Consider the following 23,507-nt stretch of genomic DNA (forward strand, 5'->3'; position numbering starts at 1 on the left):
AGGCACCGCCTCTTTTCACAACAAAGCCGGGTTTTTACCCGGCTTTGTTGTATCTGACGGGCTGACTCAGTTAGCATCACTCAACACCCACATTGAGAGAGTCATGCGTTGAAACGCTGGTCAATTTTCCCTCGCTCCCTGCGACAGCTCGTTATGATGGCATTCCTGCTGATCCTGTTACCCTTGCTGGTTCTGGCCTGGCAGGCGTGGCAGAGCCTCAATGCCCTCAGCGCTCAGGCGGCGCAAACCAACCGCACAACGCTGATCGATGCCCGCCGCAGCGAGGCGATGACCAATGCCGCGCTGGAAATGGAGCGTAGCTACCGCCAGTATTGCGTGCTCGACGACCGCACGCTGGCGAAGGTCTATCAGAACCAGCGCAAGCGCTACAGCGAAATGCTCGACGCACATGCGGGCGTTCTCCCCGACGACAAACTTTATCAGGCGCTGCGCCAGGATCTTAACGATCTGGCGCAACTGCAGTGCAAAAACAGCGGGCCGGACGAGGTCGCGACCGCACGCCTCGAAGCCTTTGCTAACGCCAATACCGAGATGGTGCAGTCCACGCGCACCGTTATATTCTCTCGCGGACAACAGCTGCAGCAGGAGATCGCCGAACGCGGTCAGTTCTTTGGCTGGCAGGCGCTGGTACTGTTTCTGGTTAGCCTCGGTCTGGTGCTGCTGTTTACCCGCATGATCATCGGCCCGGTGAAGGGCATCGAACGGATGATTAACCGTCTGGGGGAGGGTAAATCCCTCGGTAACACCGTGGTGTTCAAAGGGCCGCGTGAGCTGCGATCCGTCGGTCAGCGCATCATCTGGCTCTCCGAGCGCCTACAGTGGCTGGAATCACAGCGCCATCAATTTTTACGTCATATCTCTCATGAGCTGAAAACGCCGCTCGCCAGTATGCGCGAAGGCACCGAGCTGCTGGCTGACGAAGTGGCGGGGCCGCTGACCCCCGAGCAAAAAGAAATTGTTGAGATTCTCGATGACAGCAGCCGCAATCTGCAGAAGCTGATTGAGCAACTGCTTGATTACAATCGCAAACTGGCCGACGGTGCCGTCGAGCTGGAAAACGTCGAGATTGAGCCGCTGGTGGATATGGTGCTCTCTGCCCACAGCCTGCCTGCGCGAGCTAAAATGATGCATACCGACCTGGATCTCCAGGAGCCGGTCTGTTTTGCCGAACCTATGCTATTAATGAGTGTGCTGGATAATCTTTATTCCAATGCGGTGCACTATGGTACTGAATCCGGTAACATTTATATTCGCAGTTTTACCCACAATTCACGGGTCTGTATTGACGTCGCCAACACCGGTAGTCCCATCCCGGATGACGAACAGAAGATGATTTTTGAGCCCTTTTTCCAGGGAAGTCATCAGCGAAAAGGTGCGGTTAAAGGGAGCGGTTTGGGCTTAAGCATTGCCCGCGATTGCATACGGCGGATGCACGGGGAGTTATATATCTCCCACGACGATCGCGCAGATGTTTGTTTTCGCATTGAGCTGCCCCTTGAGCCGGAAAAATCAATGAAATGAATCTAAGTCTGGTGAGTATGTCACACGTCTTTTTCCGCGCGGTTAACGCGACGTTTTCCAGTAAAATTTTACGCTTAGGTCTGCCATGTCTGCTGCTGGCGGGCTGCGTGGCGCACACGCCAAAAAGTGCGATCAGCGATAAACAAGAAGATAAATTACCTGAACATCAGCTGGCCGATTTCCTCTCCACCGATTGTGACGATATCTGGCAGCTCAACGGCCATGATGTCGAATCGAACCCGCTGTTCTGGCTGCGCGGCATGGATTGCGCCGAGCGTCTCGCCCCTGCTGTGGCGCGCGCGCAGGCGCATCAGTGGGCTGACGACACCTGGCAGGACACCTTTAAGCGCGGCATTCTGCTGGCCAATGCCAAAATTAATCCCGTAGAGCGTCGCAACAATACGTCGCGGATGGATGCGCTCAGCCCGCAGATCCCGGCGCAGATCCGCCCGCTGTATCAGCTGTGGCGTGACGGGCAGGTGCTACAGCTGCAGCTCGCCGAAGAGCGTTTCCGCTACAGCAAACTGCAACAGTCCGCAGATGGCGAACTGGATACCCTGCGCCAGCAGCAGCAATACTTACGTTCCCAGCTTGATACGACCACCCGCAAGCTGGAAAACCTGACGGATATCGAACGTCAGCTCTCCACCCGCAAGCCGTCCAGCAACTATTTGCCGGATAATACGAAAGGCACTGCGCAGCCCGCCAAAACGCCGGAGCAGGAGAGCGAGACGCCGAAACAAGAGGATGTGAAGCCATGACAAGCCGCAAACCTGCCCATCTCCTGCTGGTGGATGACGATCCCGGCCTGCTCAAGCTGCTGGGAATGCGTCTGGTCAGCGAAGGCTACAGCGTGGTCACTGCCGAAAGCGGCGCTGAAGGACTGAAAGCGCTGGGGCGTGAGAAGGTCGATCTGGTGATTAGCGATCTGCGCATGGACGAGATGGACGGGATGCAGCTGTTTGTGGAAATTCAGAAGCTGCAGCCTGGGATGCCGGTGATTATCCTCACCGCCCACGGATCGATTCCGGACGCGGTCGCCGCCACGCAGCAGGGGGTGTTTAGCTTCCTGACCAAGCCGGTGGACAAAGACGCGCTGTACAAAGCCATCGATGATGCGCTGGAACACTCCGCCCCGTCGGTGGATGAGAAGTGGCGCGAATCCATTGTGACCCGCAGCCCGGTGATGCTGCGCTTGCTGGAGCAGGCGCGGATGGTGGCCCAGTCGGACGTCAGCCTGCTGATCAACGGCCAGAGCGGTACCGGGAAAGAGATTCTCGCCCAGGCGATCCACAACGCCAGCCCGCGCAGTAAAAATGCCTTTATCGCCATCAACTGCGGCGCATTGCCGGAACAGCTGCTGGAGTCTGAACTCTTTGGTCATGCGCGCGGGGCCTTTACCGGCGCGGTCAGCAGCCGTGAAGGGCTGTTCCAGGCGGCGGAAGGCGGCACGCTGTTTCTTGATGAAATTGGTGATATGCCTGCGCCGCTGCAGGTCAAACTGCTGCGCGTGTTGCAGGAGCGCAAAGTGCGCCCACTCGGCAGCAACCGGGATATCGATATTAATGTGCGCATTATTTCGGCCACGCACCGCGACCTGCCGAAAGCAATGGAGCGCAAAGAGTTTCGCGAAGATCTCTACTACCGCCTTAATGTCGTAAACCTGAAAATCCCCGCTCTGGCGGAACGTTCAGAAGATATTCCCCTGCTCGCGAACCATCTTTTGCGCCAGTCAGCCGATCGCCACAAACCCTTCGTGCGCGCGTTCTCCACCGACGCCATGAAACGCCTGATGACCGCCAGCTGGCCGGGCAACGTGCGTCAACTGGTCAACGTGATTGAGCAGTGTGTGGCGCTGACCTCTTCGCCGGTGATCAGCGATGCGCTGGTGGATCAGGCGCTGGAAGGGGAAAACACCGCGCTGCCCACGTTTGTCGAGGCGCGTAACCAGTTCGAACTCAACTATCTGCGTAAGCTGCTGCAGATCACCAAGGGTAACGTCACCCACGCCGCGCGCATGGCCGGGCGTAACCGTACTGAGTTCTACAAACTGCTGTCGCGGCACGAGCTGGAAGCGAACGATTTTAAAGAGTAGTGCCGCAAAATTTGACTGACTATGATACTGTGAGCAATCGATTACGAGGCTACAGACAGGCGAGCGTTTAAGGACCCACCATGAAAAAGATTGATGCGATTATTAAACCTTTCAAACTGGATGATGTGCGTGAAGCGCTGGCGGAAGTCGGTATCACCGGGATGACAGTCACCGAAGTGAAAGGCTTTGGTCGCCAGAAAGGTCATACCGAGTTGTACCGTGGCGCAGAGTACATGGTGGATTTCCTGCCGAAAGTGAAAATCGAAATTGTGGTGACTGACGATATCGTCGATACCTGCGTGGATACCATTATCCGCACGGCGCAGACCGGTAAAATCGGTGACGGCAAGATCTTCGTCTTTGACGTGGCGCGCGTCATCCGTATTCGTACCGGTGAAGAAGACGACGCAGCGATTTAAGACGGCGTAAATGTCACTGGCCGGGTAGAGCGAACTGCCTGGCGTAATAAAAAGCCCCTCTGAAAGGGGCTTTTTGCGTTACAGCACTTTGTGTGGACCAAAGCATTCGTAATGGATCTGCTCTGCTTTCACGCCCAATTCAACCAGCTGCTTCGCGGCAAACTGCATAAAGCCAACCGGACCGCAGAGATAAAACTGCATGGCCGGATCGCTGAACGTGCCTTCCTGAGTCCGTAAATCCATCAGCCCTGCGCTATCAAACACGTCATCGCTTTCCGGTTTGTTATACCAGATGTGAGAAGTGAAGCGCGGCAGCGTGGCACCCAGCGTTTTTATGTCTTGCGCAAAGGCATGCACCTGGCCGTTTTCCGCCGCGTGGAACCAGTTCACCTGCGCGCTGTGGTTTGCCGCTGCGAGGGTATCGAGCATCGCCAGCATCGGCGTTTGGCCGACACCCGCTGAGATCAGCGTGACAGGCGTGTTCGCTTCTACCGCCATAAAGAAATCACCCGCAGGTGCCGCCAGATGCACCACGTCGCCGACGCTGGCGTGATTGTGTAGCCAGTGAGAAACCTGACCGCCGTCTTCACGTTTCACCGCAATACGATAGCCTTTTCCATTCGCTTTGCGCGTCAGAGAGTACTGACGAATTTCCTGATGCGGGAACCCTTCTGGTTTCAGCCATACGCCGAGATACTGACCCGGCTGATAATCTGCAACCGGAAGCCCATCGACGGGTTCAAATTCAAAGCTGGTGATCAGGGCACTGCGCGGGGTTTTATCGGCGATACGGAACGCGCGCGTGCCTTCCCAGCCGCCGTTTTTCGTCGCGTGTTCGCTGTAGATTTGCGCTTCACGATTGATAAACACATTCGCCAGCACGCCGTAGGCTTTGCCCCAGGCGTCCAGCACTTCCTGGCCTGGGCTGAACATCTCGTCGAGCGTCGCCAGCAGGTGGCTGCCGACGATATCGTACTGCTCAGGTTTAATCTGGAAACTGGTGTGCTTCTGGGCAATTTTCTCAACCGCAGGCAGCAGCGCGGCCAGATTTTCAATATTGCTGGCATACGCGGCGATGGCGTTAAACAGCGCCTCGCGCTGATCGCCGTTGCGCTGGTTGCTCATATTGAAAATCTCTTTCAGCTCCGGGTTGTGAGCGAACATGCGATCGTAAAAATGGGCGGTGAGTTTCGGTCCGGTTTCGACCAGCAGGGGAATAGTGGCTTTAACGGTAGCGATGGTTTGAGCGTCTAACATAGCAACTTCCTTCGATTGTTACTCTAATGATGTATTTCAAATGCATCTTATAAAAAATAGCCCTGCTTTGTAAATGGTTCTTTGCATGATGAAATAGTTGCATCACAAACCTGAAAAGAAATCCATTGAAAATCGAGAGGTCTTTATTCCTCAAACCCTTGCGTGGCGGGTAGGTAAACGTTTGCGTAAAATCCTTTGTCAAGACCTGTTATCGCAACACTATTCGGTTATACTGTTGCCCGTCGTCTATCAGGACAGCCTTTTCAGGCCAAAATTTTATTGTTAGCTGAGTCAGGAGATGCGGATGTTAAAGCGTGAAATGAACATTGCCGATTATGATGCCGAACTGTGGCAGGCTATGGAGCAGGAAAAAGTACGTCAGGAAGAGCACATCGAACTGATCGCCTCCGAGAACTACACCAGCCCGCGCGTAATGCAGGCGCAGGGTTCTCAGCTGACCAACAAATATGCAGAAGGTTACCCGGGCAAACGCTACTACGGCGGTTGCGAATACGTTGATATCGTTGAACAACTGGCGATTGACCGTGCTAAAGAGCTGTTTGGCGCAGACTACGCGAACGTACAGCCGCACTCTGGTTCTCAGGCGAACTTCGCGGTTTACACCGCGCTGCTACAGCCGGGCGATACCGTTCTCGGTATGAACCTGGCGCAAGGTGGCCACCTGACTCACGGTTCCCCGGTTAACTTCTCCGGTAAACTGTACAACATCATCCCTTATGGTATTGATGAGTCCGGTAAAATTGACTACGAAGACATGGCGAAGCAGGCGCAGACTCACAAACCGAAGATGATCATCGGCGGTTTCTCTGCTTACTCCGGCGTGGTTGACTGGGCAAAAATGCGTGAAATCGCAGACAGCATCGGCGCATACCTGTTCGTTGATATGGCGCACGTCGCCGGTCTGATCGCAGCAGGCGTTTACCCGAACCCGGTTCCACATGCACACGTTGTCACCACCACGACCCACAAAACCCTGGCAGGTCCACGTGGCGGCCTGATCCTGGCGAAAGGTGGTGACGAAGATCTGTACAAAAAACTGAACTCTGCCGTCTTCCCAAGCGCTCAGGGCGGTCCGCTGATGCACGTTATCGCAGCGAAAGCCGTTGCCCTGAAAGAAGCGATGGAGCCAGAGTTCAAAGTTTACCAGCAGCAAGTGGCGAAAAACGCGAAAGCGATGGTGGAAGTGTTCCTGAACCGCGGTTACAAAGTGGTTTCTGGTGGCACTGAGAACCACCTGTTCCTGCTGGATCTGGTTGATAAAAACCTGACCGGTAAAGAAGCCGACGCCGCGCTGGGCCGTGCAAACATCACCGTTAACAAAAACAGCGTACCAAACGATCCGAAGAGCCCGTTTGTGACCTCCGGTATCCGTATCGGTTCTCCGGCTGTTACTCGCCGCGGTTTCAAAGAAGCGGAAGTGAAAGAGCTGGCTGGCTGGATGTGTGATGTTCTCGACAACATCAACGATGAAGCTGTGATCGAACGTGTTAAAGGTAAAGTGCTGGATATCTGCGCACGTTTCCCTGTCTACGCGTAATTCTGCTCGCAGAAATAATAAAGGCCGCGTAAGCGGCCTTTATGTTATCTAGCGACGGTCGATGGATATCGCCCCCGGCCCGGTCACGGCCAGCAACAAAAACGCGCCGGCAATGCTGATATTCTTGTAGAAGTTAATCATGTTAGGCATAACCGCATCACCGCTCATATCCCAGTAGTGGTGACCAATCACCGCTGTCCCAAGCGTATAGAGGACAAAGAGCAGCGCCAGCGGCCGGGTGAAGAACCCGAGCACAATCAGAATCGCGGCGGGCACTTCCATGATCACCGCAATAATGGCTGCCAGCATCGGCATCGGTGCGCCGAGCGACGTCATATATTGCACCGTTCCATCAAAACCGGTCATTTTCGGAATACCAAAAATAATAAACAACACAACAATCGCGATACGTGCAATCAGCAGTACCAGCGGGCGGGACTGTCCGAAATCGAAATAGCGTAGAGTGTTCATGGCAGGCTCGTTATTGGATGGGGCTTATCATAAAGCTAATACACAACCGGTAACTCCGCCATAAGACCAAATTATCAGCCGCTTAACCCTTCGCAAGTCTGCTCCGAGTCCCCGTGCATTTCGCCCCGTTCCCGCTTTGGGCGGCCTGAATGCAATCTCGATACTCCGTCGGCGTAAGCGTTTCAGGAGCGAATAAACAGCCGCTGTCTGTCAGAGGTAATGTGATGGCTATCACAATATCATCGCAAACTCCGTGGCTGATGCTGTTTCGAATGTCGGGTGAAGCACGCTTATGCCGCGAACCTCAGCGCCATCCGGTGAATGCCCGTCATCACGCCGGACAACCTGATTTAGCGGCGTTAGCCCAGGATGAGCGCACCCGTTTAGCCACAGAAATTGCCGCTGAATCAAGGGCAAATTCCTGTTAATCAGCTGTTAATAGCCGCTTGCGTCGGCCCCTTTTTAGCGCCAGACTAGCGCCTCCAAAACGGGAGGGATTCATGGGTTTGCATTCCACGCGCTGGCTGGCGCTCAGCTATTTTACCTACTTTTTTAGCTACGGTATTTTTCTGCCTTTCTGGAGCGTCTGGCTCAAAGGTATCGGCCTGACGCCGGAAACCATCGGCATTCTGCTGGGTGCAGGCCTGGTGGCGCGATTCCTGGGTAGCCTGCTGATTGCGCCGCGCGTCAGCGATCCCTCTCTGTTGATTAAGGCCATGCGCATCCTCGCGCTGCTGACGCTGGTGTTCCTCGCGGGCTTCTGGGTGAATCAGCAGTTTGCGTGGCTGATGGTGGTGATGGTCGGTTTTAACCTCTTCTTCTCGCCGCTGGTACCGCTGACGGACGCGCTGGCGAACACCTGGCAAAAACAGGTGACGATGGACTACGGACGCGTGCGCCTGTGGGGGTCCATCGCCTTTGTGATTGGCTCGGCGCTGGTGGGCAAACTGGTCAGTCTCTACGACTATCGGGCGATTCTGGCGCTGTTAAGCGTCGGTATTGCCTCAATGCTACTGGGGATGTTGCTGCAGCCGTCGGTGAAACCGCAGGGCGAAAGCCGTCATCAGGAGAGCACCGGCTGGGCCGCCTGGCGTTCACTGATTAAACAGAGCTGGCGTTTTCTGGCCTGCGTCTGTCTGCTGCAGGGCGCTCACGCGGCCTACTACGGTTTTAGCGCCATCTACTGGCAGGGGGCGGGGTATTCCGCGTCGGCAGTGGGTTATCTCTGGTCGCTCGGCGTGGTGGCGGAAGTCATTATCTTTGCTCTCAGCAAGAAGCTGTTCCGCCGTTTTGGTGCGCGCGATCTGCTGCTGCTCTCCGCCGTCTGCGGCGTGTTGCGCTGGGGCATTATGGGCTGGACCACCGATCTCCCCTGGCTGATTGTGGCTCAGATCCTGCACTGCGGTACCTTTACCGTGTGCCATCTGGCGGCGATGCGCTACATTGCTGCGCGTCAGGGCAGCGAAGTGATTCGTCTCCAGGCGGTCTATTCGGCGGTGGCGATGGGCGGCAGTATCGCCGTGATGACGGTCTTTGCGGGCTTCCTCTATCAGCACCTCGGCCACGGCGTGTTCTGGGTGATGGCGCTGGTGGCGCTGCCGGCTATGGTGGTACGTCCCAAAGTGGCAGCGCGCAGCGAAGCGCTATGATTCCAGCATGGCGCGTATATGTTCCTGCTGCTGCGCATTCAACGTCTCTACGGCATGAATGAGCGGCGGCGAGAACAGCGGCAGGGCGGTAGGGTACGGAGTAATAATCAGCGCCGCTTCGCGCGGTGCGCCGTCCTTCTGAAACGTCTGGAGCGACACATAGCGGATATTCAGCGGCAGCAGCGTCAGCTCGCGCAGCTGCTCTTCAATCATCACTTCGCAGGCTTTATCATCGCCCGTTAACAGCACCACCTGTTTTTCATGCAGGTCGGTCTCCTGCATCAGCCAGGCGCCGAAAATCACCGCCACCAGGCTCATCTCCTCATCGGAAAACCGCAGGCCAAATTCTGCCTCCACTTCAAACAGCACATCCCGGGTAGTACGCATCAGGCGCGGATAGAGGCGACCGATCTCTTCGGGCAGACTGTTGTCGATACCAACGCCAAACAGCGAGCGGTCCAGCGCCTGGGAAAGATGGATGTACAGCTGATCCGTCAGCCCCTGTTCGTCGCTAAAACGCATTCCTGTTTGCCCGCGAAAGCGCCCGATCATTCGTGAGATGGCGTGGCGCAGGCGTTGGTCCAGCTGATGCGCATCGCGCAGCGGATCGGGGGTGCGCAGCATCATAAACAGCAGCGACAGAAACAGCGGCTCATCGGCATGGGGGCTTTGCCGCACGCGGCGCTGCCAGTGGCGGACGATCTCCTGTGCTGCCAGATATTCACCGCGCGAATGCGCCCAGTGGCGCTGAACAGCGGAGAACTGCGGCGTCTGCCCCAGATGGTGCTGGATCAGGCAATATTGCAGATAGAGCTGCAAAAACTGCACGTCGCGGCACTCGAAGTGGCGCTGCAGGCGGCGCGAACAGAAGTTGATCAGCGCGCGCAGATTGGTATCGTCATACAGCGTACGCGCAATGCCGAGTTGTTTAAGCTCGGTTTTGAGCGCCGGGGTAAACTGTTGTGTAATAAAATGCGGACACAGCCGCAATGCCCGTCGCAACCAGTGCAGCAGGCATAAACGTTGATCGAGCGTCGTACCTTCAATTCGGTAGCTGCCGTCATGATGCGTCACGATGTTCAGCCGGTGATAGCGCTGGATCTCATCGCGTGTCTCGGCTATATCTTGCCGTGCAATGTCGTCGTCCACCCCATTGATATCAACAATACTTTGCGGGGTCACGGCAATACCTGGCAGGTAAAGCATCAAAAGCACCTGGCAGCGGCGCTGCGAACTGGAAAGCACAGATGGGTTTTCGAGGGTCGTCATCATCTGTCGGGTATCCAGTAGGAGTATTCGATAAGAATAGCTAAAGGATGTGCGCAGGAAAGCGCACCCGTGGGTCTTTCCGTCAGGAATGCGGGAGAACATCACAGAATTTTTGACGTGAGGAATCGATGCAAATAGTTAAACACAGCGCCACGGCGCTATTTTTGGCGGTTTTATCTTCTGCCGCCGTCGCGCATCCTCACAGTTTTATCAGCCTGCAGACGGAGATTGTCGCAGACGATACGCACCTGAGCGGGCTGAAAATGCGCTGGACGATGGATGAAATTACATCAGCCGATCTACTCTATGACGCGGGCGATGCGAAACCGGGCGATGAGATCTGGAAAAAACTGGCGGCGGAAGTGATGGCCAACGTACTCGGTCAGCACTACTTCACCGAGTTCTGGCACAACGGCCAGAAAGTGAAATTTCTTAATCGCCCCACGACCTACGGCATGGAGCGCGACGGGCACCAGGCGGTATTAACCTTTATTCTGCCGCTGGCCGAACCTCAGCCGTTGGCGGGGCAGAAGTATACGTTTTCAACCTTTGACCCGAGCTACTACGTCGACATGAGTTATGCCGAAGACAAAGACGCAACGCTGCCCGCGGTGCTGCAAAAGCGCTGCACGATTGCGGTTCATACGCCAAAACCCAGCGAAGAGACGATGAATTTTGCGCTCTCTCTCGATAAAGCGGATGCGCCGCCGGAAGATATGGAGCTGGGTAAACAGTTTGCGCAGCAGGTGACCGTGCAATGTCAGTGATCTCCACTTCACTCAGCAAAAAACGCCGCTGGCTGCACCTGTGGCCGCTGGCACTGTTTCTGATCTTAGCGGCCATCGGGGCGTTATGGCTCTGGCAGGCGTGGCCGCAGGTGATGATGAAAAGCATCCTCTGGCAGCGCGACGTGAATCAGCAGATGAGCGGGCTGCTCAAGGCCGTGGCGGAAAACCCGACCAAAGCGGGCGGCTCGCTGCTGATCTTCAGCTTTTTGTACGGCGTGCTGCATGCGCTGGGGCCAGGGCACGGGAAGATCGTCATCACCACCTGGCTTGCGACTCACCCTTCAAAGCTCAAATCGAGTATCGGATTAACGCTCGCCTCTTCGTTGTTGCAGGGGCTGGTGGCGATTGCGCTGGTGGTTGTGGTGCTGACAGTGCTACAACTGCCTGCCCGACAGCTGCACATGAGCAGCTTCTGGCTGGAGAAGGGCAGTTATGCACTGGTGGGCGTGCTGGGGGTGCTGCTCTGCTGGCGGGCGATCAAAAAACTGCGGGCATTACTTCGAAAACCAACGTTTAAAGCTTTCACGGCGCATCATGTTCACGACGCACACTGCGGTTGCGGGCATCAACATCTGCCGACGCAAGAGCAGCTACAGGGCACAGATGACTGGCGCGCGAGGCTGATGATTATTCTGTCGATGGGAATGCGGCCCTGTTCCGGGGCGATCATGGTGCTGCTGTTCAGTAAGGTGATTGGTGTATTTAGCTGGGGCGTAGTATCCGCTCTGGCGATGGCGGCGGGAACGTCACTGACGATTACCTCGCTGGCATTGCTGGTCCACAGTTTTCGCCAGCTGGCGGTCAAACTGAGCGGCAACACAACGCCGGTACTGTGGCGACAGGTTGGCTGGACGACGCTGGCGTTAGCGGGCGGGGTGATTTTACTGGTGGCGGCGGTGACGATGTGGATCAGTGCGGTGCCGGTAGGGCGGGGGTTACGGCCGTTCTAAAACGAACGATGGCACTGCACTTATCCGGCCTACAGGATCGTAGGCCCGGGAAGTACAGTGCCACCGGGCACAACAGACGGAATTAACGCTTCAGCGCTTCACTCAGTTCGTCACGCATGTTTGCCAGCATAGCTTTCACGACACGCGGGTTACCGGCCACGATGTTGCCGCTCAGCATGTAGTTGTGACCGCCAGTGAAATCGCAAACCAGTGCGCCTGCTTCACGAGCAATCAGCTCGCCTGCAGCAAAATCCCACGGCTTCAGCGCGATTTCGAAATAACCATCAACGCGGCCAGCGGCAACGTAGGCCAGATCCAGCGCAGCAGAACCGGTGCGACGGAAATCCGCGCATTCGGTGTAGAGCTTGCCGAGGATTTTCATGTAGGTCTGAGCGTGCTGTTTCGCCTTGAACGGGAAACCGGTCGCCAGAATCGTGCCATCCAGATCGCGAGAGTTGCTGCCGCGCAGACGGTAGCCGTTCAGCTGTGCGCCCTGACCACGGGTAGCCGTGAACAGTTCGTTACGCATTGGATCGTAAACAACGGCCACTTCAGTACGGCCTTTGATGCGTACAGCGATAGAAACAGAGAAATGAGGAAGGCGTTTAACGAAGTTGGTGGTGCCATCCAGTGGATCGATTACCCATTGAACATCCTGATCTTCGCCTGCGTGTTCACCGCTTTCTTCGGTGATGATGGTGTGCTGCGGGTAAGATTTGCGAATGGTTTCGATAATAATCGCTTCTGCGGCTTTATCGACGTTAGTCACAAAGTCATTGCTGCCTTTCTGGCTGGTTTCTACAGAATCTGGAGTTTCGTAGTGTTTGGCAATTACATTACCCGCCTTGCGCGCTGCGCGCACGGCGATGGTCAACATAGGATGTTGCATCGGTTACTCTCACTGGATGTTAAAGAACAGGGGAAACGAAAACGGCCCAGAGTATAGCAGCGAGTTCGGATCATGTCTCTCGTTTATGATAATATGGCCGAATATTCTTCAGACACTGGCTTCAGACAAAACTAATTATGCTGCAAAACATCCGAATCGTACTGGTCGAAACATCGCACACCGGCAATATGGGCTCTGTCGCCCGCGCTATGAAAACCATGGGTTTAACCAATCTGTGGCTGGTCAATCCGCTGGTTAAACCCGACTCGCAGGCTATTGCACTGGCAGCAGGGGCGAGCGACGTGATCGGCAACGCTCAGATCGTCGATACCCTTGATGAAGCGCTGGCGGGCTGTAGCCTGGTCGTCGGCACCAGCGCACGTTCACGTACGCTGCCGTGGCCGATGCTCGATCCGCGCGAATGCGGCCTGAAAAGCGTTGCTGAAGCCCAGCAGGCGCCGATCGCTCTGGTGTTTGGCCGTGAACGCGTTGGCCTGACCAACGACGAGCTGCAGAAGTGTCATTACCACGTGGCGATTGCCGCGAACCCGGAATACAGCTCCCTGAACCTGGCGATGGCGGTGCAGGTTATTGCCTACGAAGTGCGTATGGCGTGGCTGGCGACCCAGGAAAAAGGCGTCACCCCGGAGCAGGAAGAAGACGCTGCGTATCCGCTGGTGGACGATTTAGAGCGTTTCTACGAACATCTTGAGCAAACGCTGCTGACGACGGGCTTTATTCGCGCGTCGCATCCAGGCCAGGTGATGAACAAGCTGCGCCGTCTGTTTACCCGCGCCCGCCCGGAAACGCAGGAGCTGAACATTCTGCGCGGGATGCTGGCGTCGATTATTGAGCAGAAGAATAAGCAACAGTAACGCCTGATTGCCCGGCTGCGCTTCGCTTGAACGGGCCGACGTTCTGGTCAGTCGGGTGAGCAAAGCGCCACCCGACAAGGCGTAGAGCGCACATAAGGCTAAATACTTGACTAAAACAGTCAAGTAAATAGTTGACCAATTTAGTCGGGAATGTCAGACTTGGCCCTGCTATGCAATACCCCCCATTTTACAATAAAAAACCCCGGGCAGGGGCGAGTTTGAGGTTAAGTAAGACATGAGACTGACATCTAAAGGGCGTTATGCTGTGACCGCGATGCTGGACGTTGCGCTCAACTCTGAATCGGGCCCGGTTCCGTTGGCTGATATTTCTGAACGTCAGGGTATTTCCCTCTCTTATCTGGAACAGCTGTTCTCCAGATTGCGTAAAAATGGACTGGTTTCCAGCGTTCGCGGCCCAGGCGGCGGATATCTGCTGGGTAAAGACGCGGGCAGTATTGCAGTTGGCGAAGTCATTAGTGCTGTTGATGAGTCTGTTGATGCGACCCGTTGCCAGGGCAAAGGCGGCTGTCAGGGCGGCGATAAATGCCTGACCCACGCGCTGTGGCGCGATCTGAGCGACCGTCTGACCGGCTTCCTGAATAACATCACCCTCGGTGAACTGGTTAACAACCAGGAAGTTATGGAAGTGTCTGGCCGCCAGCATAATCACGAAAACCAACGCAGCACCCGCGCGCAAGACGCAATCGACGTTAAACTGCGCGCGTAAAAAAACGATAAGATTTTTCGAATCAGGCCGGGGCACCCGTTGCCCCGTGTACTCGGCCGTACATCCAGCCGGTTAGCCTGATTCCTTGCATTGAAGCGATGTACGGAGTTTATAGAGCAATGAAATTACCGATCTATCTCGATTACTCCGCAACCACGCCGGTGGACCCGCGTGTTGCCGAGAAAATGATGCAGTGTCTGACCCTGGACGGAAACTTTGGTAACCCAGCTTCCCGTTCTCACCGTTTTGGCTGGCATGCTGAAGAGGCGGTTGATATCGCCCGTAATCAGATTGCTGAGCTGGTTGGCGCCGACCCGCGTGAAATTGTTTTCACCTCCGGTGCAACCGAATCCGACAACCTGGCGATCAAAGGCGCTGCCAACTTCTATCAGAAAAAAGGCAAGCACATTATCACCAGCAAAACCGAACACAAAGCCGTGCTGGACACCTGTCGCCAGCTCGAGCGTGAAGGTTTTGACGTCACCTATCTCGCCCCTCAGAGCAACGGTATTATCGACCTGAAAGAGCTCGAAGCGGCCATGCGTGACGACACCATTCTGGTGTCTATCATGCACGTTAACAACGAAATCGGCGTGGTTCAGGATATCGCGACAATCGGCGAACTCTGCCGTGCGCGCGGCATCATCTATCACGTTGACGCGACCCAGAGCGTGGGCAAACTGCCTATCGATCTGAGCCAGCTGAAAGTGGACCTGATGTCCTTCTCCGGCCACAAAATTTATGGCCCGAAAGGTATCGGCGCGCTGTACGTTCGTCGTAAACCACGTATCCGCATCGAAGCACAGATGCACGGCGGCGGTCATGAGCGCGGCATGCGTTCAGGAACTCTGCCTGTTCACCAGATCGTGGGCATGGGCGAAGCCTACCGTATCGCGAAAGAAGAGATGGAAAGCGAGATGGCGCGCCTGCGCACGCTGCGTAACCGTCTGTGGGACGGCGTGAAAGATATGGAAGAAGTCTATCTGAACGGCGATCTCGAGCAGGGCGCTCCGAACATTCTCAACGTCAGCTTCAACTATGTTGAAGGCGAATCGCTGATTATGGCGCTGAAAGACCTCGCGGTCTCTTCCGGTTCTGCCTGTACTTCTGCAAGCCTCGAGCCATCCTACGTGCTGCGTGCACTGGGCATGACCGACGAGCTGGCACACAGTTCTATCCGTTTCTCTTTAGGTCGCTTCACTACCGAAGAAGAGATTGACTACACCATCAAGCTGGTTCGTAACTCCATTGGCCGTCTGCGTGACCTTTCTCCACTGTGGGAAATGTTCAAACAGGGCGTGGATCTGAACAGCATTGAATGGTCACATCACTAATCGGTACGAAGGAGAATTCAACATGGCTTACAGCGAAAAAGTTATTGATCATTACGAGAACCCACGCAACGTTGGCTCTTTCGACAACAGCGACGAAAGCGTTGGTAGCGGCATGGTCGGCGCGCCAGCGTGCGGCGACGTGATGAAGTTGCAGATTAAAGTCAACAATGAAGGTATCATTGAAGACGCGCGTTTCAAGACTTACGGTTGCGGTTCTGCTATCGCATCCAGCTCCCTGGTCACCGAGTGGGTGAAGGGCAAGTCTCTGGACGAAGCACAGGCAATTAAAAATACCGATATTGCTGACGAACTCGAACTGCCACCGGTGAAAATTCACTGCTCTATTCTGGCAGAAGACGCGATCAAAGCCGCTATTGCGGATTACAAAAGCAAACGTGAAGCGAAATAAGAAGAGTTGAGGTTTTGTTATGTCGATTACCCTTAGCGACAGCGCTGCCGCGCGAGTAAGCGCCTTTCTGGCGAACCGTGGTAAAGGCTTTGGCCTGCGACTGGGCGTACGTACCTCCGGCTGTTCCGGGATGGCTTATGTACTGGAATTTGTTGACGCACCGGCGACTGATGACACCGTGTTTGAAGACAAAGGCGTGAAGGTAGTAGTCGATGGCAAGAGCCTGCAATTCCTCAACGGCACTCAGCTGGACTTCGTCAAAGAAGGCCTGAACGAAGGGTTTAAATTCACTAACCCGAACGTAAAAGACGAGTGCGGTTGCGGCGAAAGCTTCCACGTTTAACTGCGCGTTAACCGAAACCCCACCGTGGCCTGGCTACGTGTGGGGTTTGTTCTAACTGGCTAACCCTGAGATTGTTATGGATTACTTCACCCTCTTCGGGTTGCCCGCCCAGTACCCGATCGACATCCAGGCCCTGACGGTTCGTTTTCAGGATCTGCAACGTCAATTCCATCCTGATAAATTTGCCAGCGGGTCTCAGGCGGAGCAACTGGCTGCCGTTTCGCAGTCAGCCACCATTAATCAGGCGTGGCAAACGCTGCGCAGCCCCTTAGCGCGTGCGGAATATCTGCTCTCGCTGTACGGTTTTGATCTGGCAAGTGAACAACACACGGTACGCGACACCGCTTTCCTGATGGAACAGCTGGAGCTTCGCGAAGAGCTGGATGAGATCGAACAGGCGAAAGACGAAGTGCGTCTTGAAAGCTTCATCAAACGGGTGAAAGCGATGTTCGATACCCGCCATCAGCAGATGGTTGAACAACTGAATAACGAGACGTGGGACGTGGCGGCAGATACTGTACGCAAGCTGCGTTTTCTCGATAAACTGCGAAGCAGTGCTGAACAACTCGAAGAAAAGCTGCTCGATTTCTGATTTTGGAAGCTTAACATGGCCTTATTACAAATTAGTGAGCCTGGTCTGAGCGCCGCACCGCACCAGCGTCGTCTGGCGGTGGGCATTGATTTAGGCACCACCAATTCCCTCGTAGCGACCGTACGCAGCGGCCAGGCGGAAACGCTGGCAGACGCCGAAGGGCGTCATCTGCTGCCCTCTGTCGTTTACTACCAGCAGCAGGGCCATTCGGTGGGATATGACGCGCGCGCCAATGCCGCGAAAGATCCGGCCAATACCATCAGCTCGGTAAAACGGATGATGGGCCGCTCGCTGGCCGATATTCAAACGCGTTACCCGCATCTGCCTTATCAGCTGCAGGCCAGTGTTAACGGCCTGCCGATGATTGCCACCGACGCCGGATTGCTCAACCCGGTTCGCGTCTCTGCCGATATTCTCAAAGCGCTCGCGGCGCGCGCGACCGAGACGCTCGAAGGCGAACTGGATGGCGTTGTTATCACCGTGCCAGCCTATTTCGACGACGCACAGCGTCAGGGCACGAAAGACGCTGCGCGTCTGGCGGGCCTGCATGTGCTGCGCTTGCTCAACGAACCAACCGCTGCGGCAATTGCTTACGGTCTCGATTCCGGCCAGGAAGGGGTGATTGCCGTTTACGATCTCGGCGGCGGCACCTTTGATATTTCCATTCTTCGCCTCAGCCGTGGCGTGTTTGAAGTGCTGGCGACCGGCGGCGACTCAGCCCTCGGCGGCGATGACTTCGACCACCTGCTGGCGGATTACATTCGCGAGCAGGCGGGAATTCCCAATCGCAGCGACGTGCGTGTTCAGCGCGAACTGCTGGATGCCGCTATCGACGCCAAAATTGCGCTTAGCGATGCGCAGTCAGTCACCGTTGACGTGGCGGGCTGGCGTGGCGAAATCACCCGCGAGCAGTTCAACGAACTGATTGCTGCGCTCGTAAAACGCACGCTGCTGGCCTGTCGTCGTGCGCTGAAAGATGCCAACGTCGACGCGAGCGAAGTGCTGGAAGTGGTGATGGTCGGCGGCTCAACGCGCGTACCGCTGGTGCGTGAACGCGTGGGCGAATTCTTTGGCCGCACGCCGCTCACCTCCATCGACCCGGATAAAGTGGTGGCGATTGGGGCCGCGATTCAGGCGGATATTCTGGTCGGTAACAAGCCGGACAGCGAAATGCTGCTGCTCGATGTGATTCCGCTCTCTCTGGGGCTGGAAACCATGGGTGGCCTGGTCGAGAAAGTGATCCCCCGTAACACCACCATTCCCGTGGCGCGCGCGCAGGAGTTCACCACTTTCAAAGATGGCCAGACTGCGATGTCTATCCACGTGATGCAGGGCGAGCGCGAGCTGGTCCAGGATTGCCGCTCGCTGGCGCGCTTCGCGCTGCGCGGCATTCCTGCGCTGCCAGCAGGCGGGGCGCATATCCGCGTCACCTTCCAGGTGGATGCCGATGGTCTGCTCAGCGTCACGGCGATGGAAAAATCGACCGGCGTGGAGTCATCCATCCAGGTGAAACCGTCTTACGGTCTGACCGACGGCGAAATCGCCTCCATGATTCAGGATTCAATGAGCTATGCCGAACAGGATGTGAAGGCACGTATGCTGGCGGAACAGAAAGTGGAAGCCGCGCGCGTGCTGGAAAGTCTGGAAGGCGCACTCACTGCCGATGCCGCGCTGTTAAGTGCCGCAGAGCGCCAGGCCATTGACGACGCCGTTGCGCAGCTACGCGCAGTGGCGGTTGGCGATGACGCTGACGCAATAGAACAAGCGATTAAAAACGTTGATAAACAAACCCAGGATTTCGCCGCTCGCCGCATGGACCAGTCTGTCCGTGTCGCGCTGAAAGGCCAGTCCGTGGACGAGGTTTAATATGCCAAAGATTGTTTTTCTGCCTCATGCGGACCTCTGTCCGGATGGCGCAGTTCTGGAAGCTGAGACCGGCGAAACCATCCTCGACGTTGCCCTGCGCAACGGTATCGAAGTGGAACACGCCTGTGAAAAATCCTGTGCCTGCACCACCTGCCACTGCATCGTGCGTGAAGGTTTTGACTCCCTCGCGGAAAGCACCGAAGACGAAGACGACATGCTGGATAAAGCATGGGGTCTGGAGCCAGACAGCCGTTTAAGCTGCCAGGCGCGCGTCACCGATGAAGACCTGGTGGTCGAAATCCCGCGTTACACTATCAACCATGCGCGTGAGCATTAACAGGGGGTAGTATGGGACTGAAGTGGACCGACAGCCGCGAAATCGGCGAGGCGCTGTACGACGCCAACCCGGATCTGGATCCGAAGACCGTACGATTCACCGATATGCATCAGTGGATCTGCGATCTGGAAGATTTTGACGATGATCCCAGCGCATCCAATGAAAAAATTCTGGAGGCGATTCTGTTAGTCTGGTTAGATGAAGCAGACGTTTAACAGAAAGAAAGATCATACGGGCTGCCTTCTGGCGGCCCGTTTGCTCGTTGCGAATAAGGAAAAATAAAATGACCGAAGCGATGAAAATTACGCTCTCTACACAGCCTGCTGACGCACGCTGGGGCGACAAAGCCACCTACAGCATTAACAATGACGGCATCACCCTGCACCTGAACGATTCCGACGATTTGGGTCTGATCCAGCGCGCCGCGCGTAAAATTGACGGCCTGGGCATCAAGCACGTCACTCTGGCCGGAGAAGGCTGGGACACGGATCGCAGCTGGGCATTCTGGGCGGGTTACAAAGGCCCGAAAGGCACCCGTAAAGTCGAGTGGGCAAACCTCGACGAACCCGCGCAGAAAGAGCTGGAAAACCGTCTGACCATCATCGACTGGGTGCGCGACACCATTAACGCTCCGGCGGAAGAGCTGGGCCCTGAACAGCTGGCGCAGCGCGCGGTCGATCTGCTGTGCAAAGTCGCAGGCGATAAAATGTCTTATCGCATCACCAAAGGTGAAGATCTGCGCGAGCAAAACTACATGGGGATTCACACCGTGGGTCGCGGCTCTGAGCGACCACCGGTGCTGCTGGCTCTCGATTTCAACCCGACCGGCGACAAAGAAGCGCCGGTTTACGCGTGTCTGGTCGGCAAAGGCATTACCTTTGATACCGGCGGTTACAGCCTGAAGCAGAGCGCGTTTATGGACTCGATGAAGTCCGACATGGGCGGCGCGGCAACCATTACCGGCGCACTGGCATTCGCCATCACCCGTGGTCTGAACAAGCGCGTAAAACTGTACCTGTGCTGCGCAGACAACATGGTGAGCGGCAATGCGTTCAAGCTGGGCGATATCATTCGCTACCGTAACGGTAAAAATGTCGAAGTGATGAACACCGACGCCGAAGGCCGTCTGGTGCTGGCGGATGGTCTGATTGATGCCTCTGCGCAGAAACCTGAGCTGATCATCGATATGGCGACCCTGACGGGGGCGGCGAAAACCGCTCTGGGTAACGACTATCACGCACTGTTCAGCTTCGACGACAAACTGGCCGCACGCCTGCTGGCGAGTGCCGCCGCTGAGAACGAACCTTTCTGGCGTCTGCCGCTGGCGGAATTCCACCGCAGCCAACTGCCGTCTAACTTTGCCGAGCTGAACAACACCGCAAGCGCAGCGTATCCGGCTGGCGCAAGCACCGCCGCAGGCTTCCTGTCCCACTTCGTTGAGAACTATCACGAAGGCTGGCTGCACATTGACTGCTCTGCCACCTACCGCAAAGCGGGCGTGGAACAGTGGTCTGCGGGTGCTACCGGTCTGGGTGTGCGTACGATTGCCAATTTATTGACTGCTGAGTAGTCGTCCTGCCGGGTGGCGTAGCCGCTGCCCGGCCTACAAACCCCGCAGGCCCGTGCAAGCGCTGCGCCGCCGGGCGATTAACGTAACGAAACTATGTCCGAAACCAAAAACGAATTAGAAACTCTGCTGGAGCAGGCGGCCACTGAGCCAGCCCACCGTCCGGCATTTTTCCGCACCCTGCTGGAGTCCACCGTCTGGGTTCCGGGAACGGCGGCTGAGGGCGAGCAGGTTGTGGAAGACAGCGCGCTGGATCTGCTGCACTGGGAAAAAGACGACGGCACGTCTGTTATCCCGTTTTTCACCTCGCTGGAAGCCCTGCAGCAAGCGGTGGAAGACGAACAGGCGTTTGTCGTCATGCCCGTGCGCACGCTGTTTGAAATGACGCTCGGTGAAACGCTCTTCCTCAATGCAAAACTGCCGACCGGGAAAGAGTTTACTCCGCGTGAAATCAGCCATCTGATTGGCGAAGAGGGCAACCCGCTTAGCACGCAGGAAGTGCTGGAGGGTGGCGAAACGCTGCTGTTGTCTGAAGTGGCTGAGCCTCCGGCGCAGATGATCGACTCTCTGACCACTCTGTTTAAAACCATCAAGCCGGTGAAGCGCGCGTTTCTGTGCTCTATCAAAGAGAGCGCAGAAGAACAGCCGGTGCTATTGATTGGGATTGAAGCCGATGGTGACATCGACGAGATCATTCAGGCGGCGGGAAGCGTTGCGACCGACACGCTGCCGGGCGATGAGCCGATTGATATCTGTCAGGTCGTGAAAGGTGAGAAGGGCATTAGCCACTTTATTACCGAGCACATCACGCCGTTCTATGAACGTCGCTGGGGCGGATTCCTGCGCGATCTGAAAACCACCCGCATTATCTGATATTCGCGGGGTGAACACTCACCCCGTTGCTTCCAGCAGTAACAAATCCATCAGCAAAACCAGATTCGATTCAAATGACGTCACGCCTGCGGCCTCGGCGGCATAATGCACGGCTTCGTCATACAGGGCGAAATGCAAATCCGCCATCCCGGCAAGCGTATTCGCTGACGCGCGGGTAAAGGCAATCACCGTCATGCCGACGTTTTTGGCGATCCGCGCTTTATCCAGCACCTGCTCTGTTTCACCGCTGCGCGACACTGCGATAAACACCTGATAGCGCGCGGCGTTGCTCAGAAAAATATTCCGGCTGTCGCCCGGCCCGGAGATAAAGGCCGTTTTGCCCAGCACCTGCAGCTTTTTCGTCAGGTACTCCGCGAACAAATAGGAAAACCCGGCGCCGTAGAGAAAGAAACTCTCTTTCTCGCGCAGCAGCGTGGCAAACTGACGGCGCTTCTCTTCCGTGACCCACTGAAACGTCTGCTGATAGTTGGCGATAAACTGGCTGAACAGGGCGGGCAGGTGAGGCAAATCCTGCGCCTGTGCCGCAATGTGCGGTGTGTCGGTCAGCAGCTGTTTGCAGTGCCAGATAAACTCGCTAAAACCGCTAAACCCCAGCTTCTGACACAGGCGCATAATAGTGGCCGTCGAGACAAAGGTCGCCTGCGCCAGCTCGCGTACCGTGATATTGCCCACCAGCAGCGGATGCTCCGTGAGATGGGCCAGGACGCGATATTCCGCGCGGGTCAGGGACTCCCCGCGCGTGAGCAGTGTTGCCAGTCGGTTATCCATTACTGAGCAGGTTCAATCGGCAGATCGTCCCGGGCGCCCCATTCGCTCCACGCACCGTCGTACAGCGTCACATCGGTCACGCCGAGCGTTGCCAGCGCAAGAATCACCACGCAGGCGGTCACGCCGGAGCCACAGCTGGCAACCACAGGCTTATGCAAATCCACCCCCTGGCGGGCAAAAATCTCACTCAGTTCATCGGTGGTTTTCAGCTCGCCTTCAAATACCAGATCGCCCCACGGCACGTTGAGCGCGCCGGGAATGTGTCCGCGTTTCAGGCCTGGACGGGGTTCATCAGCCTGGGCTGCAAAGCGTGGCGCCGGTCGGGCATCGACAATTTGCGCCGTTTTCTCGTGGCTCACCAGCAGAACGTCGGTGAGACGTTTCACGGCGTTTGGGTCCAGCGTCGCGTCAAAGTCGCCTTCCGGCAGAGCGACATCCCCTTGCTGAAGTGGCAGTTCATTGCGCTGCCAGCCTGCCAGGCCACCGGCCAGAATAGACACATTCTCTACGCCGAAGGTTTTCAGCATCCACCATGCGCGCGGAGCGGAGAACAGATTGCCCTCATCGTAAACCACCAGATGTTTATCGCGGCTCACGCCCAGCTCACGCATGGCCACGGCAAAGGCCTCCGGGCGCGGCATCATATGGGGCAGGGGAGAGGTGTGATCGGAGAGGGCTTCGATATCAAAAAAGACCGCGCCCGGAAGATGTCCGGCGCGGTATTCAACGGGAACGTCGCGATGCTCCTGCCCTGGCGGGGCCATGCGCGCGTCGAGGATTTGCACTTCCGGGTCGTCGCTATGTTCGAGAAGCCAGTCGGCTGCGACAAAATATGAGGTGGACATGGGTGCCTCCATTTTTTCCTTAAAAAAGGATTGTCGGTGTTTTATCTGACACCGACAAGCAAA

The 23,507-nt window shown here is 56.2% G+C and carries 26 protein-coding genes; 20 read left to right on the forward strand and 6 right to left on the reverse strand.

Going from position 1 to position 23,507, the window contains the following annotated elements; all coding sequences use genetic code 11:
- The first annotated feature begins 108 nt into the window (after positions 1-108).
- From qseE to glnB, 4 genes are all read left to right on the forward strand, one after another.
- Positions 109-1,542, forward strand: a complete 1,434-nt coding sequence (gene qseE, locus OVA10_RS08140; RefSeq protein ID WP_164971801.1) for a two component system sensor histidine kinase QseE/GlrK — start codon at positions 109-111, stop codon at positions 1,540-1,542.
- Positions 1,539-2,303: a two-component system QseEF-associated lipoprotein QseG gene (gene qseG / locus OVA10_RS08145; RefSeq protein ID WP_107703104.1), complete on the forward strand. Its 765-nt coding sequence runs from the start codon at positions 1,539-1,541 to the stop codon at positions 2,301-2,303. Before qseE ends, qseG begins: the two co-directional genes overlap by 4 nt.
- Entirely contained in the window at positions 2,300-3,637 is a 1,338-nt protein-coding gene (gene glrR, locus OVA10_RS08150) for a two-component system response regulator GlrR (RefSeq protein WP_100779295.1), read from the forward strand. Before qseG ends, glrR begins: the two co-directional genes overlap by 4 nt.
- Positions 3,638-3,717: 80 nt before the next feature.
- Positions 3,718-4,056: a nitrogen regulatory protein P-II gene (gene glnB / locus OVA10_RS08155; RefSeq protein WP_002914032.1), complete on the forward strand. Its 339-nt coding sequence runs from the start codon at positions 3,718-3,720 to the stop codon at positions 4,054-4,056.
- A 78-nt stretch (positions 4,057-4,134) separates the two neighbouring features.
- Here glnB and hmpA read toward each other — a convergent pair whose 3' ends face one another.
- Positions 4,135-5,313 (reverse strand): NO-inducible flavohemoprotein, encoded by a 1,179-nt coding sequence (gene hmpA / locus OVA10_RS08160; protein ID WP_268195742.1) that lies wholly within the window; start codon positions 5,311-5,313, stop codon positions 4,135-4,137.
- 304 nt (positions 5,314-5,617) lie between these two features.
- On the opposite strand from hmpA, the gene glyA reads away from it, so the two are divergent.
- Positions 5,618-6,871, forward strand: a complete 1,254-nt coding sequence (glyA, locus tag OVA10_RS08165) for a serine hydroxymethyltransferase (protein WP_100779297.1) — start codon at positions 5,618-5,620, stop codon at positions 6,869-6,871.
- Between the two features lie 48 nt (positions 6,872-6,919).
- On the opposite strand, the gene OVA10_RS08170 is transcribed toward glyA, so the two are convergent.
- The gene (locus OVA10_RS08170; protein WP_107703106.1) at positions 6,920-7,342 is read right to left on the reverse strand and encodes a DoxX family protein; all 423 of its coding nucleotides are present in this window, start codon (positions 7,340-7,342) and stop codon (positions 6,920-6,922) included.
- Positions 7,343-7,566: 224 nt separating this feature from the next.
- On the opposite strand from OVA10_RS08170, the gene OVA10_RS08175 reads away from it, so the two are divergent.
- Positions 7,567-7,770 carry a hypothetical protein gene (locus OVA10_RS08175; RefSeq protein WP_416079594.1) on the forward strand — a complete coding sequence of 68 codons (204 nt, stop codon included), beginning with the start codon at positions 7,567-7,569 and terminating at the stop codon, positions 7,768-7,770.
- Between the two features lie 72 nt (positions 7,771-7,842).
- The gene (locus OVA10_RS08180) at positions 7,843-8,991 is read left to right on the forward strand and encodes a 3-phenylpropionate MFS transporter (protein WP_123427064.1); all 1,149 of its coding nucleotides are present in this window, start codon (positions 7,843-7,845) and stop codon (positions 8,989-8,991) included.
- On the opposite strand, the gene csiE is transcribed toward OVA10_RS08180, so the two are convergent.
- Positions 8,986-10,263 (reverse strand): stationary phase inducible protein CsiE, encoded by a 1,278-nt coding sequence (csiE, locus tag OVA10_RS08185; RefSeq protein WP_107703108.1) that lies wholly within the window; start codon positions 10,261-10,263, stop codon positions 8,986-8,988. The genes OVA10_RS08180 and csiE overlap by 6 nt on opposite strands.
- A 125-nt stretch (positions 10,264-10,388) precedes the next feature.
- Here csiE and OVA10_RS08190 point away from each other — a divergent pair, with 125 nt between their 5' ends.
- A complete protein-coding gene (locus tag OVA10_RS08190; protein WP_268195743.1) occupies positions 10,389-11,027 on the forward strand; it encodes a DUF1007 family protein in 639 nt (212 codons plus the stop codon).
- On the forward strand, positions 11,018-11,998 hold the full coding sequence (locus OVA10_RS08195) for a nickel/cobalt transporter (RefSeq protein WP_268195744.1): 981 nt from the start codon (positions 11,018-11,020) through the stop codon (positions 11,996-11,998). Before OVA10_RS08190 ends, OVA10_RS08195 begins: the two co-directional genes overlap by 10 nt.
- An 82-nt stretch (positions 11,999-12,080) precedes the next feature.
- On the opposite strand, the gene suhB is transcribed toward OVA10_RS08195, so the two are convergent.
- Complete coding sequence (suhB, locus tag OVA10_RS08200; RefSeq protein WP_100779303.1) at positions 12,081-12,887, reverse strand: inositol-1-monophosphatase; 807 nt, start codon at positions 12,885-12,887, stop codon at positions 12,081-12,083.
- A gap of 137 nt (positions 12,888-13,024) precedes the next feature.
- Between suhB and trmJ the strand changes: the two genes are divergently transcribed.
- From trmJ to sseB, 11 genes are all read left to right on the forward strand, one after another.
- Complete coding sequence (gene trmJ, locus OVA10_RS08205) at positions 13,025-13,762, forward strand: tRNA (cytosine(32)/uridine(32)-2'-O)-methyltransferase TrmJ (protein ID WP_100779304.1); 738 nt, start codon at positions 13,025-13,027, stop codon at positions 13,760-13,762.
- A gap of 235 nt (positions 13,763-13,997) precedes the next feature.
- A complete protein-coding gene (gene iscR, locus OVA10_RS08210) occupies positions 13,998-14,489 on the forward strand; it encodes a Fe-S cluster assembly transcriptional regulator IscR (RefSeq protein ID WP_100779305.1) in 492 nt (163 codons plus the stop codon).
- Between the two features lie 119 nt (positions 14,490-14,608).
- Positions 14,609-15,823 carry an IscS subfamily cysteine desulfurase gene (locus tag OVA10_RS08215; RefSeq protein ID WP_100779306.1) on the forward strand — a complete coding sequence of 405 codons (1,215 nt, stop codon included), beginning with the start codon at positions 14,609-14,611 and terminating at the stop codon, positions 15,821-15,823.
- Positions 15,824-15,845: 22 nt separating this feature from the next.
- Complete coding sequence (iscU, locus tag OVA10_RS08220) at positions 15,846-16,232, forward strand: Fe-S cluster assembly scaffold IscU (RefSeq protein WP_005120408.1); 387 nt, start codon at positions 15,846-15,848, stop codon at positions 16,230-16,232.
- Between the two features lie 19 nt (positions 16,233-16,251).
- Positions 16,252-16,575, forward strand: a complete 324-nt coding sequence (iscA, locus tag OVA10_RS08225) for an iron-sulfur cluster assembly protein IscA (RefSeq protein ID WP_100779307.1) — start codon at positions 16,252-16,254, stop codon at positions 16,573-16,575.
- Between the two features lie 76 nt (positions 16,576-16,651).
- Positions 16,652-17,167: a co-chaperone HscB gene (gene hscB / locus OVA10_RS08230; RefSeq protein ID WP_268195745.1), complete on the forward strand. Its 516-nt coding sequence runs from the start codon at positions 16,652-16,654 to the stop codon at positions 17,165-17,167.
- A 15-nt stretch (positions 17,168-17,182) separates the two neighbouring features.
- Positions 17,183-19,033, forward strand: coding sequence for a Fe-S protein assembly chaperone HscA (gene hscA, locus OVA10_RS08235; RefSeq protein ID WP_268195746.1), 1,851 nt, complete (start codon positions 17,183-17,185; stop codon positions 19,031-19,033).
- A 1-nt stretch (position 19,034) separates the two neighbouring features.
- Entirely contained in the window at positions 19,035-19,370 is a 336-nt protein-coding gene (fdx, locus tag OVA10_RS08240; RefSeq protein WP_100779310.1) for an ISC system 2Fe-2S type ferredoxin, read from the forward strand.
- Positions 19,371-19,381: 11 nt separating this feature from the next.
- The gene (gene iscX, locus OVA10_RS08245) at positions 19,382-19,585 is read left to right on the forward strand and encodes a Fe-S cluster assembly protein IscX (protein ID WP_100779311.1); all 204 of its coding nucleotides are present in this window, start codon (positions 19,382-19,384) and stop codon (positions 19,583-19,585) included.
- A gap of 68 nt (positions 19,586-19,653) precedes the next feature.
- A complete protein-coding gene (gene pepB / locus OVA10_RS08250) occupies positions 19,654-20,940 on the forward strand; it encodes an aminopeptidase PepB (protein WP_248858911.1) in 1,287 nt (428 codons plus the stop codon).
- A 93-nt stretch (positions 20,941-21,033) separates the two neighbouring features.
- A complete protein-coding gene (gene sseB, locus OVA10_RS08255; protein ID WP_100779313.1) occupies positions 21,034-21,810 on the forward strand; it encodes an enhanced serine sensitivity protein SseB in 777 nt (258 codons plus the stop codon).
- 18 nt (positions 21,811-21,828) lie between these two features.
- Here sseB and OVA10_RS08260 read toward each other — a convergent pair whose 3' ends face one another.
- Positions 21,829-22,599, reverse strand: coding sequence for a MurR/RpiR family transcriptional regulator (locus tag OVA10_RS08260; protein ID WP_129035579.1), 771 nt, complete (start codon positions 22,597-22,599; stop codon positions 21,829-21,831).
- A complete protein-coding gene (sseA, locus tag OVA10_RS08265) occupies positions 22,599-23,444 on the reverse strand; it encodes a 3-mercaptopyruvate sulfurtransferase (RefSeq protein ID WP_268195747.1) in 846 nt (281 codons plus the stop codon). The genes OVA10_RS08260 and sseA overlap by 1 nt, the downstream gene beginning before the upstream one ends.
- Positions 23,445-23,507 lie beyond the last annotated feature (63 nt).

The organism is Lelliottia sp. SL45 (assembly GCF_026672535.1).
In the GTDB taxonomy this organism is placed as follows: domain Bacteria; phylum Pseudomonadota; class Gammaproteobacteria; order Enterobacterales; family Enterobacteriaceae; genus Enterobacter; species Enterobacter nimipressuralis.